At 41.3% G+C, this 16,668-nt stretch carries 17 protein-coding genes and 1 pseudogene; 11 read left to right on the plus strand and 7 right to left on the minus strand.

Annotation, left to right across the window (positions count from 1 at the left end):
- Positions 1 to 46 precede the first annotated feature (46 nt).
- Positions 47 to 1,546 (minus strand): family 10 glycosylhydrolase, encoded by a 1,500-nt coding sequence (locus tag H6G96_RS09330; protein WP_190911194.1) that lies wholly within the window; start codon positions 1,544 to 1,546, stop codon positions 47 to 49.
- Between the two features lie 647 nt (positions 1,547 to 2,193).
- On the opposite strand from H6G96_RS09330, the gene H6G96_RS09335 reads away from it, so the two are divergent.
- Entirely contained in the window at positions 2,194 to 3,129 is a 936-nt protein-coding gene (locus tag H6G96_RS09335; protein WP_190911195.1) for an ABC transporter substrate-binding protein, read from the plus strand.
- Positions 3,130 to 3,258: 129 nt separating this feature from the next.
- Here H6G96_RS09335 and H6G96_RS09340 read toward each other — a convergent pair whose 3' ends face one another.
- The 4 genes from H6G96_RS09340 to H6G96_RS09355 all read right to left on the minus strand — a co-directional run bounded on the left by H6G96_RS09340 (position 3,259) and on the right by H6G96_RS09355 (position 7,176).
- Positions 3,259 to 4,227, minus strand: a complete 969-nt coding sequence (locus H6G96_RS09340) for an FTR1 family protein (protein WP_190911294.1) — start codon at positions 4,225 to 4,227, stop codon at positions 3,259 to 3,261.
- Positions 4,228 to 4,341: 114 nt separating this feature from the next.
- On the minus strand, positions 4,342 to 4,776 hold the full coding sequence (locus tag H6G96_RS09345; RefSeq protein WP_012412436.1) for a ferritin-like domain-containing protein: 435 nt from the start codon (positions 4,774 to 4,776) through the stop codon (positions 4,342 to 4,344).
- 165 nt (positions 4,777 to 4,941) lie between these two features.
- A complete protein-coding gene (locus H6G96_RS09350) occupies positions 4,942 to 5,979 on the minus strand; it encodes a helix-hairpin-helix domain-containing protein (RefSeq protein WP_190911196.1) in 1,038 nt (345 codons plus the stop codon).
- Positions 5,980 to 6,141: 162 nt separating this feature from the next.
- A complete protein-coding gene (locus H6G96_RS09355) occupies positions 6,142 to 7,176 on the minus strand; it encodes a multicopper oxidase domain-containing protein (protein WP_190911197.1) in 1,035 nt (344 codons plus the stop codon).
- 593 nt (positions 7,177 to 7,769) lie between these two features.
- Here H6G96_RS09355 and H6G96_RS09360 point away from each other — a divergent pair.
- From H6G96_RS09360 to H6G96_RS09390, 7 genes are all read left to right on the plus strand, one after another.
- Positions 7,770 to 8,456, plus strand: coding sequence for an energy-coupling factor ABC transporter permease (locus tag H6G96_RS09360; protein WP_190911295.1), 687 nt, complete (start codon positions 7,770 to 7,772; stop codon positions 8,454 to 8,456).
- Positions 8,443 to 8,742: an energy-coupling factor ABC transporter substrate-binding protein gene (locus tag H6G96_RS09365; protein ID WP_190911198.1), complete on the plus strand. Its 300-nt coding sequence runs from the start codon at positions 8,443 to 8,445 to the stop codon at positions 8,740 to 8,742. The genes H6G96_RS09360 and H6G96_RS09365 overlap by 14 nt, the downstream gene beginning before the upstream one ends.
- The gene (gene cbiQ / locus H6G96_RS09370) at positions 8,739 to 9,551 is read left to right on the plus strand and encodes a cobalt ECF transporter T component CbiQ (protein WP_190911199.1); all 813 of its coding nucleotides are present in this window, start codon (positions 8,739 to 8,741) and stop codon (positions 9,549 to 9,551) included. Before H6G96_RS09365 ends, cbiQ begins: the two co-directional genes overlap by 4 nt.
- A complete protein-coding gene (locus H6G96_RS09375; RefSeq protein WP_190911200.1) occupies positions 9,526 to 10,356 on the plus strand; it encodes an ABC transporter ATP-binding protein in 831 nt (276 codons plus the stop codon). The genes cbiQ and H6G96_RS09375 overlap by 26 nt, the downstream gene beginning before the upstream one ends.
- An 82-nt stretch (positions 10,357 to 10,438) precedes the next feature.
- On the plus strand, positions 10,439 to 11,581 hold the full coding sequence (cofH, locus tag H6G96_RS09380; RefSeq protein ID WP_190911201.1) for a 7,8-didemethyl-8-hydroxy-5-deazariboflavin synthase subunit CofH: 1,143 nt from the start codon (positions 10,439 to 10,441) through the stop codon (positions 11,579 to 11,581).
- 55 nt (positions 11,582 to 11,636) lie between these two features.
- The gene (locus H6G96_RS09385; protein ID WP_190911202.1) at positions 11,637 to 12,209 is read left to right on the plus strand and encodes a tetratricopeptide repeat protein; all 573 of its coding nucleotides are present in this window, start codon (positions 11,637 to 11,639) and stop codon (positions 12,207 to 12,209) included.
- 124 nt (positions 12,210 to 12,333) lie between these two features.
- A complete protein-coding gene (locus H6G96_RS09390; RefSeq protein ID WP_190911203.1) occupies positions 12,334 to 13,215 on the plus strand; it encodes a DUF3153 domain-containing protein in 882 nt (293 codons plus the stop codon).
- Between the two features lie 18 nt (positions 13,216 to 13,233).
- Here H6G96_RS09390 and H6G96_RS09395 read toward each other — a convergent pair whose 3' ends face one another.
- Complete coding sequence (locus H6G96_RS09395; RefSeq protein ID WP_190911204.1) at positions 13,234 to 13,608, minus strand: helix-turn-helix domain-containing protein; 375 nt, start codon at positions 13,606 to 13,608, stop codon at positions 13,234 to 13,236.
- Between the two features lie 148 nt (positions 13,609 to 13,756).
- Here H6G96_RS09395 and H6G96_RS09400 point away from each other — a divergent pair, with 148 nt between their 5' ends.
- A complete protein-coding gene (locus tag H6G96_RS09400) occupies positions 13,757 to 14,374 on the plus strand; it encodes an NAD(P)H-dependent oxidoreductase (protein ID WP_190911205.1) in 618 nt (205 codons plus the stop codon).
- 85 nt (positions 14,375 to 14,459) lie between these two features.
- On the opposite strand, the gene pdxH is transcribed toward H6G96_RS09400, so the two are convergent.
- Entirely contained in the window at positions 14,460 to 15,104 is a 645-nt protein-coding gene (gene pdxH / locus H6G96_RS09405) for a pyridoxamine 5'-phosphate oxidase (protein ID WP_190911206.1), read from the minus strand.
- Positions 15,105 to 15,313: 209 nt separating this feature from the next.
- Between pdxH and H6G96_RS09410 the strand changes: the two are divergent.
- Both H6G96_RS09410 and H6G96_RS09415 read left to right on the plus strand, forming a co-directional pair.
- Positions 15,314 to 15,508, plus strand: a pseudogene (locus H6G96_RS09410) (AI-2E family transporter); the annotation flags it as partial.
- A 276-nt stretch (positions 15,509 to 15,784) separates the two neighbouring features.
- The gene (locus tag H6G96_RS09415; RefSeq protein WP_190911207.1) at positions 15,785 to 16,615 is read left to right on the plus strand and encodes a ScpA family protein; all 831 of its coding nucleotides are present in this window, start codon (positions 15,785 to 15,787) and stop codon (positions 16,613 to 16,615) included.
- Positions 16,616 to 16,668: the final 53 nt, after the last annotated feature.

Genomic DNA, 16,668 nt, shown 5'->3' on the forward strand with positions numbered 1-16,668 from the left:
GAATTCTGACCAAAGACGCTCCGGCTCCGCTCGTGAATTATACTGTTTAGCGAGTGCGACAAAATTTGCGATCGTTATCATTCTGAGGATATTGCCAAGAATAGGCAAAATGGCTAACTCCCTTCAGTTGAGGGGCGTATTGGCGAAGTGCTTGCATTTGCGCTTCTAGGGATGGACGATTACTAATAGATCCTCCCCATTTGCCGGCTAAAGCTGGAATCACTTGAGTACCAGGTTTTGTCATACTCAAAACCCGTTGCACTTGTGCCACAATACAACTAGCATTACCGCAATTCCCATAAGCCATAGGATGCCACTGCAATGTGGTGGGGAAACGATCCCAAGGTTGTAACCGGGAATCATACCCTTGTCCTACAGTTTGGTTGCCATCAGGGAAAAACACTACTCCTGTGGGAATATTTTGCTTCTTTGCTGGGTAACTAGCTATGGTGACAAAATCTAGAATTCCTTGCATGGCGTGGGCAACGGCGAGTTGCCACAATTCCCACTGTAAAAGTGGCTGTCTATCAGTTGCAGGCAGAATTGATTTTTGCCCTGGCGGGGGGATGCGTCCTTGCCAGAGGGGTTCGCCTTCCTGAGGATAAAGTTTATCGAGTTCAGCGATATCTCCGGCAGTAACATATCCCTTACGCAAAAAGCGGCGAATCAAGTCTAGCCCTTTGTAATTCTGTGCCCGTTTAAATAAAGCTTCTTGAATTGCGGGACTAAATAGCCATAAATCTGAAACTTTGGTGGCGATGGAATCACTTCCTGCTTGGCGCGGATAGCGCACGTAGTCTAATAGCAAACCATCTGGGCGACGGCGTAAAACTTCTTGTACTAATTGGTAGTAGTCGCGTTTTGCTTGTGGGTTGTAGGGGTCGATGAATAGTTGAGAGCCGTTATCTACGACATATAAGCTTGTTTGACCTTTGCCATTACGAGCGATCGCATCTTCTCTATCTCGGCGCTGGGCGTAAGTATAGCCGAAATTGGTAGTAAACATCCAGGCGTAGACCTTTAAACCGCGTTGCCGACCTTTTTGAATTGCTGTGGCGAGTAAATCGGCGTTTTCTGCTCCTGGGGTGCGAATTACAGAAGGCCAAGCCGTCGGGTTGGCTGTTGCTGGCAATAATACTTGCCCGTCGTAAAATACTTCTATATAAACTTGATTATAACCACGGTTGACAATCCGATCCATAATCTGGTCAATTGTTCCTGGTTGAATATCACAGGGATACAAGCGCAACCAGAGGGCTTGGATTTGCGGCCAAGTCTGAGCGCGACACTTTTGTAATTCCTGTGCCTGCTTTTTTACTAAGTTTTGATAGCGGGTTTGGGCATCTTGCTTGCCTTTGAGAGCTGATAAACGTAAGGTTTCTTTTTCTTGTGCTGCTGCTGCTGATAAGTGACAATACTGGGTTACTTGCGCCCTTGCTGGTTCGCTTCCCAAGTTGGGGAGCAACGAACTACTAGTGAAAACAACAGCGAATAGGCGCTGCCAAAATAATCTTGATCTTGCAACGTTCAAGGGGTGGTTAGACATACCTAGCAGTAGATGGACACAATAATCATCGACCCCAATTCAGATAATTGTGGGCAACGTGTATCGAATTATATCGTTAAGGAGTAAAGGTTCTAAAACCTCTTTTTTCAAGACTGCTAAAGGACTATTTGTGTTGCCGATTTTTTTTATAAATACATAAATACATACATTGCAGTATAAAATATCTAAATTCTTACGCAATTTTAGTCTACTATTGGGTAGATTTCGCCTCTACCTTAGTTAGTGAAAATCTGCCAAAACCAGTAGTATTTTTGAACTAAGAATAGCCTGACTTTTAGCTCTTGCCATTACTCCATCTTTTCAATTTCTGGCTTCGTTGCTATTCCGTTTGGGAATTAATAGCTATTATGTAGCAGTTCTAAAAATCATTTGTAAAATAAATTAACCGCAGAGGCACAGAGAACGCAGAGAGAGGAATCGGGGATTTTCACGGTTTATTTAGGATTGCTATAGCTAAAGCCAATTAAAACTTTCAATATTTCAATAAACAAGGTGGGAGGTGAAGCAAAGCGTCTACGCAAAGATCGCAAAGTCAAGTCAAGTGAACTAAAAGCTAAATTTGCTATTTTTGAATGTGGTGCTGAGTATGTTTATGATGCCATTCTTACCCCAAAAGGAATTTTAATATGTATCGTCGTTGGTTCTTATCTGCTTTAGCACTTTTGATGAGTCTAGTTTTGGCTGCTTGCACTACAGCAACCACTCAACAGCCACAAACAAAAATCACAAACCTCACTGAAACGGCAAATACAAATTCTCAGCAATTATCAAAAGGATCAGCAAAAAGGATTGTTGCTCTTTCTTCTCTTTCTGCTGACATTGTTTCTCAGCTCGATCAAACAAAAATTGTTGGAATCACTGGAAGTAAATTATTTAATAATGACTCAAGATTCAAGGATATCCCCCGCGTTAGCGAAGGGCAAAGTCCGCCCAACTTAGAAAAAGTTGTATCACTCAAACCAGATTTAGTTATTGGTGCAGAAGGCTTTTCTAACATCCCAATTCAAAAACTTCACCAGCTAGGAATTCCAACCTTTATGACTAAGGTAAATAACTGGGAATCTCTAGAAAAACTTACTAAAAGACTTGCTAAATCAATTGATGCTGATCCTCAACCTTTGTTAAACCGTTACAAAACTTTCTTGCCAGAAAAGCCAACTCAGGGTTTTTCTACTCTAGCGCTGGTTAGTCGTCAACCAATTTTAGCGCCAAATAAAAATAGTTGGGCTGGGGATCTGCTGGCGAAATTTCAAGCGAAAAATATAGCAGCAGATTTACAAGGAAAAAGCCCAATTGGTGGCTATGTGACGCTTTCGGCTGAGAAAGTTTTAGAAGCAAATCCAGAGGTGATAATTTTGGTTAATCCCCCACAAGGGAATTCGGAAGCTGGGCTTTTAGATTCACTGAAGAAGGAAGCTTTTTGGCAGCAACTGCAAGCAACCAAAAATAACCGAGTCTATGTGTTTGATTATTATGGTCTGGTGAATCCAGGTAGTATAGATGCAATTGAAAAGGCTTGTCAGCAGCTTAAGCAAGCGTTGTTTGCGCCACGGTCTACTTAGCTCAATAAACATAATTTAAAATCTTGTTTTCAGATTCTACCTTGATGAATATAACGGTTCCTATTCAGCTTACAAGATTATATTGCGAGGTGTAGGGGCACGGCATTCCGTGCCCTTACGCGTGTACTTTCAATCTTTTGTAGAACTAATTGGTTTTTGAGCAAAGGGGATATTTTTTTTACCTTCAGGAGAAGCACCTCCAAGGCTGCGGAAATATAGTCCTCCAATAGTAAGTAAAAATGTTACATATCCCACTGCTTGTACAAGATAGAGATTGTCTCTGTAACCAAATAAAGATTTGAGGATAATACCAGGAAACTGTTCGTCAGGCAAAATTCTGGAAGTATTTGAAACCATTGGCCCCAAAATACAAGAGTGGACTTTAGTAAAACGTTCGTAATAGAAACAAAGGCTTTCTGTAGCACGACTGCTAAGGGCAAAGTTAGCCACAGCGTCGTCAAAATGTTTCAAGGCTGAAACTACCAACCCAGCGACAATCAATACTAATAAAATGCCCATTACCTGGAAAAACTGGCGGATGTTAATTTTGACACCCCATTTAAATAGCAGCACCCCAATGGCAGATGCCGTTACCAAACCACCAATAGCACCCAAGGCTGGCATTAATCCCTGTTGAAAATTAGCAGCAACGAATAGAACAGTTTCAAAGCCTTCGCGGACAACGGCAACTAAAATTAAAGTAAAAACACCCCAACCAGCATTTGAGTTTTGTGTCAGTGCTTGTGTAACTGCTCCCTCAACTGTAGCTTTCATGAATCTGGCTTGTTTAGTCATCCAGATTAGCATCCAACTGAGCATTGCGATCGCTAATACGCTAAACACACCTTCCAATGCTGGCTCAACTACCGAGGTGTATTGAGGATTCGCTGCTCCCAGTACTTGAATAACCCAACTAAATAGCACGCCTATTAAGGCACTGACGACAATACCAACGCCGACACCAGCATATACCCAAGAGTTGAGTTGGGATTGTTTAGCTTTTTTCAGTAAAGCTAGCACAATGCCAACAACAAGGGCGGCTTCAACTCCTTCTCGGAGCGTTATTACAAAAGTAGGTATAGCAGTACTAAAATTCATCTTTTGTCCTTTGTCTTTTTTCATTTGCCATTAGTCATTTGCCCTTTGTCAGTTGTCCTTTAAATTATTTTTTGACTAATGACTTAATGACCAATGACTAATGACTAATGACTATTAACTAAAATCGCGTAGCATCTTTTTCAGTTCGAGATTATGCATCTCTTCTTGCCCAATCATGCCGCGAGCAAATTCTTCAAGATAAATGCTGGCATTAGTAACAGTTTCGAGCAGATTCTTATACAGATCCAATGCCTTTTTTTCATGAGATAAGCTTTCTTCCAAGATATCCTTGACTTTATGCTGGTAGGTTTCTTCCATTGGGGCAATTTTCAGGGAGGGATGCCCATCTAAACCGGTGAGAATTTCTCCCACTTGTTCGGCATGAAGTAAAGATTCACTTGCCTGTGCTTTGAAAAAGGCCACAATTGGAATACGGTTAGGGCCAGTCACCATCAAAGAATAATGTGTATAGCGCACTACCCCTGCTAGCTCAAATTCCATAATGGCGTTAAGCAAGTCAATGGTCTTTTTATAGTCAAGTTCTTGCATCAGTTCTTAGTTCAAGTAATGAATGGAGTGTAATTAGTTAGGAGTGACGAGTTAGAAGTTAAGAGTTAGTATTTTGGGATTCATAACTCATAATTCATAATTCATAACTCCTAACTCCTAACTATTTTAAACTCCTTACCCTATACTTCCCATTAAATTAAAGTGTTAGCGCTGTGCTTGGGCATTGGATTTACCAACCACTTTTTGAGAGTTTTCCTCGATGGTTTTTACTAGTTTGGTAACATCATTAGCAGTTTTGACTGCTTTGGCTGGTGGGATGGCAGAAGGCCAAACTTTTATTAGTTCAGCAAAACTAGCATCGATCGCTTTGTGAGCTTCGGGATCTGCTTGAGCTACTTGACTAGAAATTCCTTTGTATAAATCATTGGCGTAAACGACAAAACCGCGAGAGTCTTGATACTCAATTGGCGCGGTTATTTTACCATCTGCGATCGCAGCGCCATATTCGGAGTTAGCTGAATCTAGCAATTCGTTAACAACCTGTAGCACAAATCCTGGTTTTGAGCGTTGATCTGCTGGCAAAGCTGCGATCGCGCCATCAACTGCTTGCACTGAAGAACTAAAATTAGTTTTAACTTTGCTATCCTTCGGACTAGATTTCACTAAATCTTGCAAACTTACCAATGTTGTCTTAAATTCTTTGACTTTGCGCTCATTTAATTGTTCTTCTACATCAACATAAATTTCCTCAACTGGATGTCCAATATGAGGTTCTGCTTGTTTCGGCTGATTCTGATCCAGAAGCTCTTGTGCTACTAAAAGATGCCCTTTCATTAAGCTCAATTTACTCATGTAGTCAACATCTTTTGCCTCACCTGTGAGTACTACTTCCTGAACACCAACTTGGTCTTTAATTTGGTCGAACTGCTCTTGAGTAATTACTTTTTTAGTAACTAAATCTTCTGGGCTACCATATGGGCGATTTGCCTGGATTTTGTTTGATAAAGCTGGAATACCTAGTTTGGCTTCAAACTTATCCAATTCTGACAATATAGCGCTGTTAATGTTAATTTTTTCTTTGCCACCGTGACCACTATGACCGTTATTACTTACTGCCTCTGTAGCTTGAGGGCTAGCAACTGGTGCTGATGGATTTTCTGCGGTTGGTGTACTACTACAGGAACTCAAGGTAACTATTACCGCAGCAGCAGCAGTTAAACAGATATAACGAAGTTTTATCATCTTTTCTTCTTGCATAACTAAAAAGGTATTAATTGAAACATTTCAAACTATTACTATCAAATAGTTTGTTTGACACATTGCCATAGATTTTACTGTCGCATATAATGACATTTTTTATCAATTATTATCTAAAATTTTAAGGAATTAATACGAATAATATTGTCATAAATTTTTAATAGGGTTTTTAGAGTTGCTATCAGCAACTACTTCAAATTGACCCATACAACCGTTTTCTGCGATCGCATCCTGATGGGGATGGAACATATACTTACCTGGGTAGCGAAAAGCAAATTCCAAGATGTGCCTTTCTGCTACACCCATTGTAATCACATCAGTTTTCTCGCTAGGAGTCATACTCATGCCAGAGCGATAGACATCAAAGAAGTTGGCGTGGAGATGAAACGTCACTGCTGGATCGTATTCAATGATGTTAAGGACATACAGCCGAATCAACTGATTTTGATAAATAGGGATGGGATGATGCATATAGTGATGGGGCAAACCGTTGAAAGCGTAATAGTCATTATGGCTATCATCATTCACGTCATACCCAGCCATTACTAGTACGATCTCATCAGCTGGGGGACGGGGAGTAGGTGGATCGATGATGAACATCCCGTAAAGTCCCTTAGCGATGTGCCGGGTGACTGGTTCAATATGGCAGTGATACAGGTGTACACCATAGGGTTCAGCATCAAATTCATAAATTGTGGCTTTGCCGTTGCTGATTGGGCGAACACCATCCATTTCTGCTGGATGAACACCATGAAAATGCAAAGAGTGAGAATGTCCCGCATTATTGAGAAATAGTACCCGGATGCGATCGCCCTGTTTTGCCCGTAGCGTTGGCCCTGGTATGCGACCGTTTAAGTCCCAGATGTTGTAAGAGACAGCACTATTGAGTTTAATAATCGAAGTACCCGCAGTTAACTGAAATTCCCGGATAGTCCGCCCATTTTCTTGCTTTACTGTCCCATAATCAAAATCCCTTAACATTTTCATCGGGTTAATCGGGTTAGTCGTGTCGTCGGATGCTTCCATATCGAATGGTGGCACTTTGACAATTGACTTACTTTGTAGATTTAGCATCTGCCAAAGTCCAGCTGCACCAGTTACTCCAGCCCCTGCTAGTCCCACCTTCAGTAATTGACGACGGTTCCAAAGTTTTTCGTTACCCAGAGTGAAGTTGTTGGGCATGACATTTAGTTACGATTAGCGCCAAAAAAGAATTGCAAATATTTTGCAATTGCTTTTAAATTCTAGAATAATTAATAATTATTGTCAATAATTATTAATTATTCAAAATTGCTGCTTTAAGTTATTAAATTTAGATCAAGCCAGAACCAGTCCGTGAAAATTCCAATCAATATATTCGGATTTTAATCAGTATTTGTTTTTGAAATTTTGTATAAAAAATATTCTGAACAAACTAGCTTTTCATGCCTATTTTCTATTTGATTGATATGCTTATTGCTTTAGCAGTACTTAGAATACAAACAATGCGTATAATAGCACCTGGGATATGGACGAAACTAGGAGACTGTTGCTATGCTGTGGTGCATTTTATTTGCTTAGAGATGAGATAAATAGCGTTTCTATAACATTGTGAGTACTTGCAATTTTGAATCGTTTATTTAGAGCGTCCGCCGATTTAAACTGAATCTTTAAAATGTATTTGCGAGGTATACAGCGTGCCAAGAATTCTTCTCAAGTCAAAAGGCGTATCACTAATTGTGATAGGTATTTTGAGCTTTTATTTAGTTATTGGAGCGTCTACACCAGCCTATGCCATGCATATTATGGAAGGTTACTTACCAGGAAATTGGGCAATTTTTTGGTGGGTAGTGGCGTTACCATTTTTTATTTTAGGATTGCGATCGCTAACTCGCATCACCCAAGCCAACCCTGAACTAAAATTACTCTTGGCATTGGCGGGAGCTTTTACCTTTGTCTTGTCAGCGTTGAAACTTCCTTCAGTTACAGGTAGTTCTTCGCATCCTACAGGTACAGGGTTAGGAGCGGTGCTATTCGGCCCTCTAGCTATGTCGGTGCTGGGGGGTTTAGTTCTGTTATTTCAAGCGCTGCTGTTGGCTCATGGAGGGTTGACGACATTGGGGGCAAATGCTTTTTCGATGGCGATCGCAGGCCCATTTGCTGCTTATTGGATATATCATTTGACGATGCAGCTAACTGGTAAGCAAAAAATAGCTATATTTTTAGCAGCCGCCTTGGGAGATTTACTCACCTACATTATTACTTCCGTGCAACTTGCTCTTGCTTTTCCCGCACCCGTAGGTGGATTTATAGCCTCATTTACCAAGTTTGCGGGAATTTTTGCGATTACTCAAGTTCCTCTGGCAATTAGTGAAGGTTTGCTCACTGTATTGGTATGGAATTGGTTACAATCTTATACGCCTCAAGAACTAGAATTTTTGAAATTAATCAAACGGGAACCTCAACACAATGAAACAGTCTAAAAAAGGATTAAGTAATTGGCTGTTGCTATTAGGAGTAGTGGTATTGGCAGTAGCACCACTAGTATTAATTAAAGCAGAATTTAGCGGCGCAGATGGCCAAGCTGAAGATGCAATCAAAGAAATTCAGCCCGAATATAAACCTTGGTTTAATCCATTAGTTGAGTTACCAAGTGGAGAAGTCGAAAGCTTATTATTTTCCGTGCAAGCGGCGGCGGGTGCTGGAGTCATTGGTTATGTAATTGGTTTGTATAAAGGGCGATCGCAACATCAAAGGAATAAGGAATGAGTCTGCAAATAGATACTCTTGCATACACTAATCGCTTGCGGTGGTTAGCACCAGAGCAGAAATTGCTGTTTGCGATCGCTCTGCTGATTATCGCTGCCTTTAGTCATTCCCTAGTTCAAGTTTTGATTGCAGTTTGGATGAGTACTTGGACAATTATATATGCAGGGATTCCTAGCAAAATTTATTTCAAACTAGTTTATGTTGCTACTTTATTCTGGTTAACAAGTTTACCAGCTTTAGTGATCAATGGCGTAAATATTTCTAACTTACATTTAGTGCAAACTGATTCAGTAGCAGGCTTGGATATTGGCTCTTATTATGTGTACATCAGTATTCACGGTATTGAACAGGGATTCATGATTTTAACACGAGCGATCGCTTCTGTTTCCTGCTTATATTTTATCATGTTAACTATCCCCTTCACCGAACTTTTGCAAGTTCTGCGCCGCGTGGGTTTTCCTGTGCTATTAACCGATTTATTATTACTAATGTACCGTTTTATTTTTATTTTATTAAACACATCTGCCGAATTATGGATTGCCCAACAAGCTCGTGGCGGCTATTGCAGTTTTAATATTGGCATGAAAAGTTTAGCTCTATTAATTGGACAATTGCTCAAACGAACCATAGAAAATTATCGCCAAGTATCCTTGAGTTTGGCATCACGGGGATTTAATGGAGAATTTAAAGTTTGGCATCCTCATCGCTATCATCTATCCAAGCGCTATGCTATCGAAGCTGTTATAGGATGTGCGTTATTAGTAGCATTGGATTGGTATAATTATGCAACAGTTTTTACTCGAATTTGAAAAGTTATATTACACTTATACAAACGCAGAACAATCAGCTTTAAATGGATTAACTCTCAAAATTCCTGCTCATCATAAATGTGCATTAATAGGTCAAAATGGTTGCGGTAAAACCACACTATTTTTATTAGCTAACGGGTTATATAAACCTCAAAAAGGCAGCGTGTATTGGCAAGGGAAGCGTCTACAATACGACCGAAAATCACTCATGAAATTACGGCAACAAGTAGGGCTAGTTTTTCAAGATCCAGAACAGCAACTAGTAGCTTCTACCGTTGAAGAAGATATTTCTTATGGCTTGTGCAATTTAGGATTGCCGACAGGAGAAATTAAACAGCGAGTTGAACAAGCTTTAGTCGAATTTGAACTTACTCAGCTAGCACAAAGACCTGTCCATCATCTCAGCTTAGGACAAAAAAAGCGAGTTTCCATAGCTGATGTCATGGTGCTAAAACCAGAGCTACTATTGTTAGATGAACCAACGGCATATCTTGATAAGTTGCATACTCGTAACTTAATGGCAACTCTGAAAAAGATTCATGCAGATGGTACAACTATAGTAATGGCAACCCACGATCTTGATTTAGTTTATCGTTGGGCAGACTGGATATTTGTCATGGATCGGGGACAACTCGTGATTGAAGGAAAACCCCAAGATGTTTTTAATCAACGCGAAATTCTTGAAGATTTACAGCTAGGAGTGCCACTGATATATGAGATGCTATTTGCTGAGGTATCACCCGAAGAAGAACCAGTTTTAGAGCGCTTACGGCAAAGAATATTGCATAAATTTTGTAATTTTTAATTAAAAATAGCCATATTTTTTAAGTAGAATTTAATTGTTTAGAAGATAAAAAATTAATATTTACCGAGAAATTAAGAAAGTAATGTTGACAAAAATTGCCGTTGAAAAAATTCTTGAACGTGCCTTAATGGGGTACGATTTATCTCCCGAAGAGGGAGTGGTATTGTTACAACAAACTGATCCAGAGGCGATCGCAGCAATACGTAGTACATCCGACACACTCCGGCACACTCAAGCAGGCGATACGGTTACATACGTAATTAATCGTAATATTAACTTTACTAATATTTGTGAGCAGCACTGTAGTTTTTGTGCTTTCCGTCGGGATGATGGTGATGCCAGTGCATACTGGTTAGATTCGGCGCAAATTTTGGAAAAAGCGACAGATGCGGTGCAACGGGGTGCAACGGAAATCTGTATGCAGGGGGGATTAAATCCACAAGCGCTGATAAATGGTAAATCTTTGTCCTATTACCTCAAGGTAGTGGAAACCATTAAACAGGAATTTCCGCAGATCCATCTCCACGCTTTTTCCCCGCAGGAAGTGGAATTTATCGCCAGACTTGACGGACTTGAGTATGCTGATGTGATTGCTGCTTTGCGCGATGCTGGTGTTAACTCAATGCCGGGAACAGCAGCCGAAGTATTAGACGATGAAGTAAGGCGGATACTGTGTCCAGAGAAGATTGACACAGCCACATGGCTAGAAATTGTCAGCACAGCTCATAAATTAGGCTTGCATACCACCAGCACCATGTTATCTGGGCATATTGAAACCCACGAGCAGCAAATCGGGCATTTAGAAAAATTGCGATCGCTCCAAAAAACTGCCATTAATCAGGGATATCCAGCAAGGATCACAGAGTTTATTTTGTTACCCTTCGTTGGGCAAGAAGCGCCCAAACCCTTACGTCGCCGTGTCGGACGCGATCAACCAGTTTTGAGTGATGCACTGCTGCTAGGGGCTGTAGCGCGGATTTACTTGGGTAATTGGATTCCCAACCATCAGCAGAGTTGGGTAAAACTGGGGCTTGCTGGTGCAACCGAAGCCTTAGTTTGGGGTTGCAACGATATTGGTGGCACATTGATGGAGGAGCATATTACTACAATGGCAGGTGCTTTGGGCGGTACGTGTATGGAAGTGGAAACCTTGGAAACTGCGATCGCTTCTTTAGGACGACCTTACCAACAACGCAGTACTCTTTATCAAAAAATTAGAAATTAGTTTCAGATTGCCAGCTTTTAAACAATATTCCAAAAAGATTGCTGGCATTGGCAAAATGAAAATAGTGCTGATTTTTGTAGAAGCCGTGAGTACAGAAAGTTTAGAAATTGCTAAAACCCGCTACCAAAGAGGGAAAATCGCCTTTGAAAATGGGCAATACCGCGAAGCCATCGAAAATTTAGAAAAGGCCAGCGCCCTATTAGTTCATAATTCTCGCCTTGCGGGCGAAGTAGAAATTTATCTGGTGACAGCTTATGAAGCTGCTGGACGCAGCGATGATGCGATCGCTCTTTGCGAAAGACTTAAACGCCATGCCCATTTTGAAATTAGCAAACAAGCGCGACGGATGCTTTATATCTTAAAAGCACCAAAGCTGAAAAGACCTAGCGAATGGATGACCGAAATCCCCGATTTGGGCACATTACCCGATAATGAACTCAAAATTTCTGTACCTGCTAAGTCTAATAAATCTTCTGTGCAGCAAAAGCCTAAACCTACTGAGCCAGAATTCGTTGACCTCAGTCAGGTTAATACCAGAGATAATCGCTTTATCTGGGTAGCGCTAATTGCTATTGGTTTAACCATCTCGTACTTGGTTTGGTTGAATTTTTCAGGAACCCCTGGCTGATACCAATTTTGGATTTTAGATTTTGGATGAAAATTCGTTACCAAAATGGTGTTCTAAAAATTTCAAACAATACTAAGAAGTCAAGATTGGTTAAAATATTTGACTTTTGGGGAGACTTATACTTATGAATTCTTCAAGTTTAGGAAAGATTTTCTTGTGGTTAATCAGACCATTTAGTTTTGTGTTGACACTGAATGGTCGAAATAGAATGAAGCGCTTCTTTCCCATGCGAAATCCTATTCTGTGGCTAGTGCTGTTAACATCCGTGCTACTGACTGGCTGTGTTAATTACGATGTAGGGTTTAACTTTGACAACTCAAATAGTGGCGAACTAGTACAACATATTAAATTAGGAGAGCGGTTAACCAGTTTTAGTGGCGATTCTGTGTACGAATGGTTGAACAGCATAGAGCGCCGCGCCCGTCAACTAGAGGGGAAAACGCAGCGAGTTTCCCAAGAAGAAATCATTGTCACAATTCCTTTTAGTAGTGGTACGGAATTGCAAGAAAAATTCAACGAGTTTTTTAACTCCCGTGCGAATCAATCCTCTGAGTCTGGACAGGGCAAATCTAACTCAGAATTACCGAAAATTGAATCAAACGTCCTCTTGGAGCAAAACAATTTTTTACTTTTAGTCCGAAATCGGTTAATTTATGATTTGGATTTGCGATCGCTGTCTCTAATTGCCAGTAAAGGTAACGTTCTAGCTAATGCTGGTTCAATTCTCGACTTAGAATTTAGTTTGAAGACTCCTTGGGGAGCCAAAAATATCCAACTAACTGAAACTGCTATTGCGCCGGAAAAAAATGGCAATCAACTAGTGTGGAAACTCCAACCTGGCGAGCTAAACCACATAGAAGCTGTTTTCTGGCTACCCAGTCCCCTTGGTATTGGTGGGTTGTTCATTATCCTGTTTATCTGGGGAGGATTGTACTTGAGATACAATTTCATGCCAGATCCCAGAATTCAATTCTCTCCCAAAGCAACAGCTATCCAGGAACAGTAGACTATTCAATTTTGTCAGTTAAGCCGATGCATTCTCCATCGGCTTTTTTAGTTCACCTTTAGACTGTTGTTCGCTACCATACCAACGTTCAGCAAGTGCATTGAGTTGATGAAGCACATCAATGAGTTCCTGTCCATGTTCCGTCAGACCGTAAGTTACTTGGGGGGGAACAGTCGGTTCATACTGCCGATAAATAATCTCTGCTGCCTCAAGCATCCTCAGTCTTTCCGTCAGAACTTTAGTTGAGATGCCCTCAACTAGATGTTTCAATGCACCAAAACGAGTAGGCCCACTATTACACAACACCCACAGTATATACATTGTCCAGGGGCCTGATAGTAAAGACATCAGAATACTTACGGGGCAAGCATCAGGATTTTTAGAGACAGACATCGATAAGTTAGCTAAAATTTTCCAACAGTTACTTTATAGTAACTACTTTACTTTAGTAACTAGTTACTTTTAGTATCTGATGTAATGCTTTACAAATTAGACTTAAAAACAGTAAAAGCAGAAATCTTAGCTAATCAGGAGATATTTGGTGGCAAACATTCTACATATTGATTCCAGCCCCCGTGGTGAACGATCGCACTCAAGAGAACTATCAAAAGAATTCGTCAGTGCCTGGAAAGCAGCGCATCCTGAAGATGCGATCGCCTATCGAGATTTAGGGCATTACCCAGTTCCTCACGTTGATGAAGCTTGGATTGCGGCGGCATTTTCACCAGCAGAAACCCATACTCCAGAATTAGCTGAGGCAATTAGAATTTCTGACGAACTAGTTGATGAGCTTTTGGCAGCCGATCGCTACGTCTTTGGAGTGCCAATGTATAACTTCAATATACCTTCCACTTTTAAGGCTTACATCGACCAAATCGTTCGCATTAACCGGACTGTTGCTTTAGATGCTCAAGGTTTTAAAGGCTTAGTCGAAGGTAAAAAGGCAGTTATCATCACAGCTCGCGGTGGTGACTTTAGCCCGACATCTCCTGCATCTGCATACGACTTCCAAGAACCCTACCTGCGGACGATTTTCGGCTTTATTGGGATTACAGACATTCAATTTATTAACGCCAATAGCCTGAATGAGGGAGATGCCCGTACCCAATCTCTATCAGAAGCACGGGCAACAATTCAAGATTTGATCAGCCAGTGGTAATGTGATGCGGGGCATTGGGCATGGGGCATGGGGCATGAGTTATTCTTCCCTTCTGCCTCCCCTGCCTCCCCACTCCCTCATCTCCTCAAGGCGACAACCGCTCAATTTTCCAAGTGTTATTATCTAAACGCCTATAGAGCAAGCGATCGTGTAAGCGGCTAGAGCGTCCTTGCCAAAACTCAATTTCTGTGGGGATCACTCGTAAGCCTCCCCAATGAGGCGGCCGGGGGATCTCTCGATTTTTATATTTGCTGTGGAACTCTTGCAAACGTCGCTCCAAGACTTCTCGGTTTTCTATCACCTCGCTTTGATTAGATACCCACGCACCCAAACGACTATTGGCAGGGCGAGTCTCAAAATACTGGTCAGACTCAGTTTCAGAAACCTTCTCCACATACCCCGAAATCCGCACTTGACGTTCCAGTTCTGCCCACCAGAAGACTAAAGCCGCCTGGGGATTTTCTGCCAATTCTTGTCCTTTGTGACTGTTGTAATTGGTAAAAAAGGCAAAGCCCCGTTCATCAAAATCCTTGAGTAACACCATTCTGGCTGAGGGCTTACCGTCTGGTGTGGTGGTGGCAATGGTCATGGCATTAGGTTCGGGGAGTTGTGCTGCTAGTGCTTGATCGAACCATTTTTTAAATTGGATAAAAGGATTGAGGTCTACTTCTAGTTCGCTCAAACTTTCCAAAGTGTAGTCTTTGCGGAGGTCGGCTACGGTTTTTTCCATTGTGATTTGTTTCCTTACTATTCAGATACGCCTATATACATATCTTTGTTAAAAATATCTAATAATAGGTTGCATAAGATGCGCCGTTCGGCCTCCCTTCAACGCCTGTTAATTTATGGTCTAAGCGGCCCGATTATCGCTCTTAATGTCTGGCTACTGTCCTTGCTTTTTCGCTATTTCCAACATCCTATTACCGTCTTGATTATTGCGGCAATTTTATTGGGCTGAATTCCATCTGGATTTTTGTAGCTATTTTGATGGGATTTGAGATTGCCGGGTTGTTGGGGACACTTGTTGCTGTTCCTATTGCTGGTACTATTAAAGGCACTTTCGATGCGATCAAGAGCGGTAAGCCCAGTGATTTTGTATCAACTGTCACCATTGCTCATGACCCACCCAATTAAGGGGCAGGGGGAGCAGGGGAGGCAGGGGAGGCAGAGGGGAAGAATAACTTATGCACCATGCCCAATGCCCAATACCTAAAATCAAAACTTGCACAATCTTATCTCACAATTCACAATGGTGATTGATTACAAATTTCAGGGGATACTGCCAGCAGCCAATTCCTGAAAAAAAGAAGCACAAAGGAATTCATAAAGTACACGCTTTGCCAATAGTCAATGAGTTTACTGTTGAATTTACGGTTTTTTGATTCTGATTAATTAATTTAGAACCCGTTAATGGAAGCTTCCGAGCTATTAGAAACAATCACACTCCTGATTTACCAAGCTGAACAGGGAGAAATTGACCCTTGGGATGTCCAAGTGATTGAGGTGATTGACCGTTACTTAGAACTGATGGCACCGGAGGCAATAGGAAGAGGTTATGAAGCGGACTTGTCTCAATCTGGACAGGCATTTTTATCAGCATCAATGCTGGTATTATTCAAAGCTAATACCTTGATGCAATTGTCAACAGTAGGAGATATCCAGGATGGTATACTAGATGATGCCCTATTGGAAGATGAAGACGGAATATCACATCAGGGTCATCGTCTACCATTAGAACGGCAATTGCGTCGTCGCCCATCGGCAATGCCACCACCAAAACGTCGGGTGACTCTGCAAGAGTTAATCAAGCAATTGCAGATTATGGCAAACCAGCTAAAACTGGTAGAAAAAGCCAGCAAACCTATCCGTCCCAGACGTTTGCCTAGTGTCCAAAGTATGCGCGAGGCGCTGGAGTTAGCTCACCAGGAAAATCTGACGGAAGTAGCTGGGGAACTGGAACAGGTGTTGAATGTGTCGGCAAGGGAGCTAAATTTAGAACAAAATTGGTTGAATCTAGAACAACTTGTAGAACTGTGGACTCAGACAAAGCATCTCAACCAAAATGGGTCTGGACATGATTCTAAACACAGTAATTTAGTTAGCGTTTTCTGGGCGCTACTATTGCTCTCGGCTCAATCGAAAGTAGAGCTATTTCAAGAGGAGTTCTACCATGAGATTAAAGTTCGGCTACTTACAGATTCAGCTAAGACTGGCAACCCTTTTGAGCAATCGATGAACTAAAAAATCGATAAGTAGCTTTACAGATAATTTACAGATTTTTGATTCAGTCCCAA

This window comes from Nostoc sp. FACHB-892 (assembly GCF_014698795.1).
Classification (GTDB): domain Bacteria; phylum Cyanobacteriota; class Cyanobacteriia; order Cyanobacteriales; family Nostocaceae; genus Nostoc.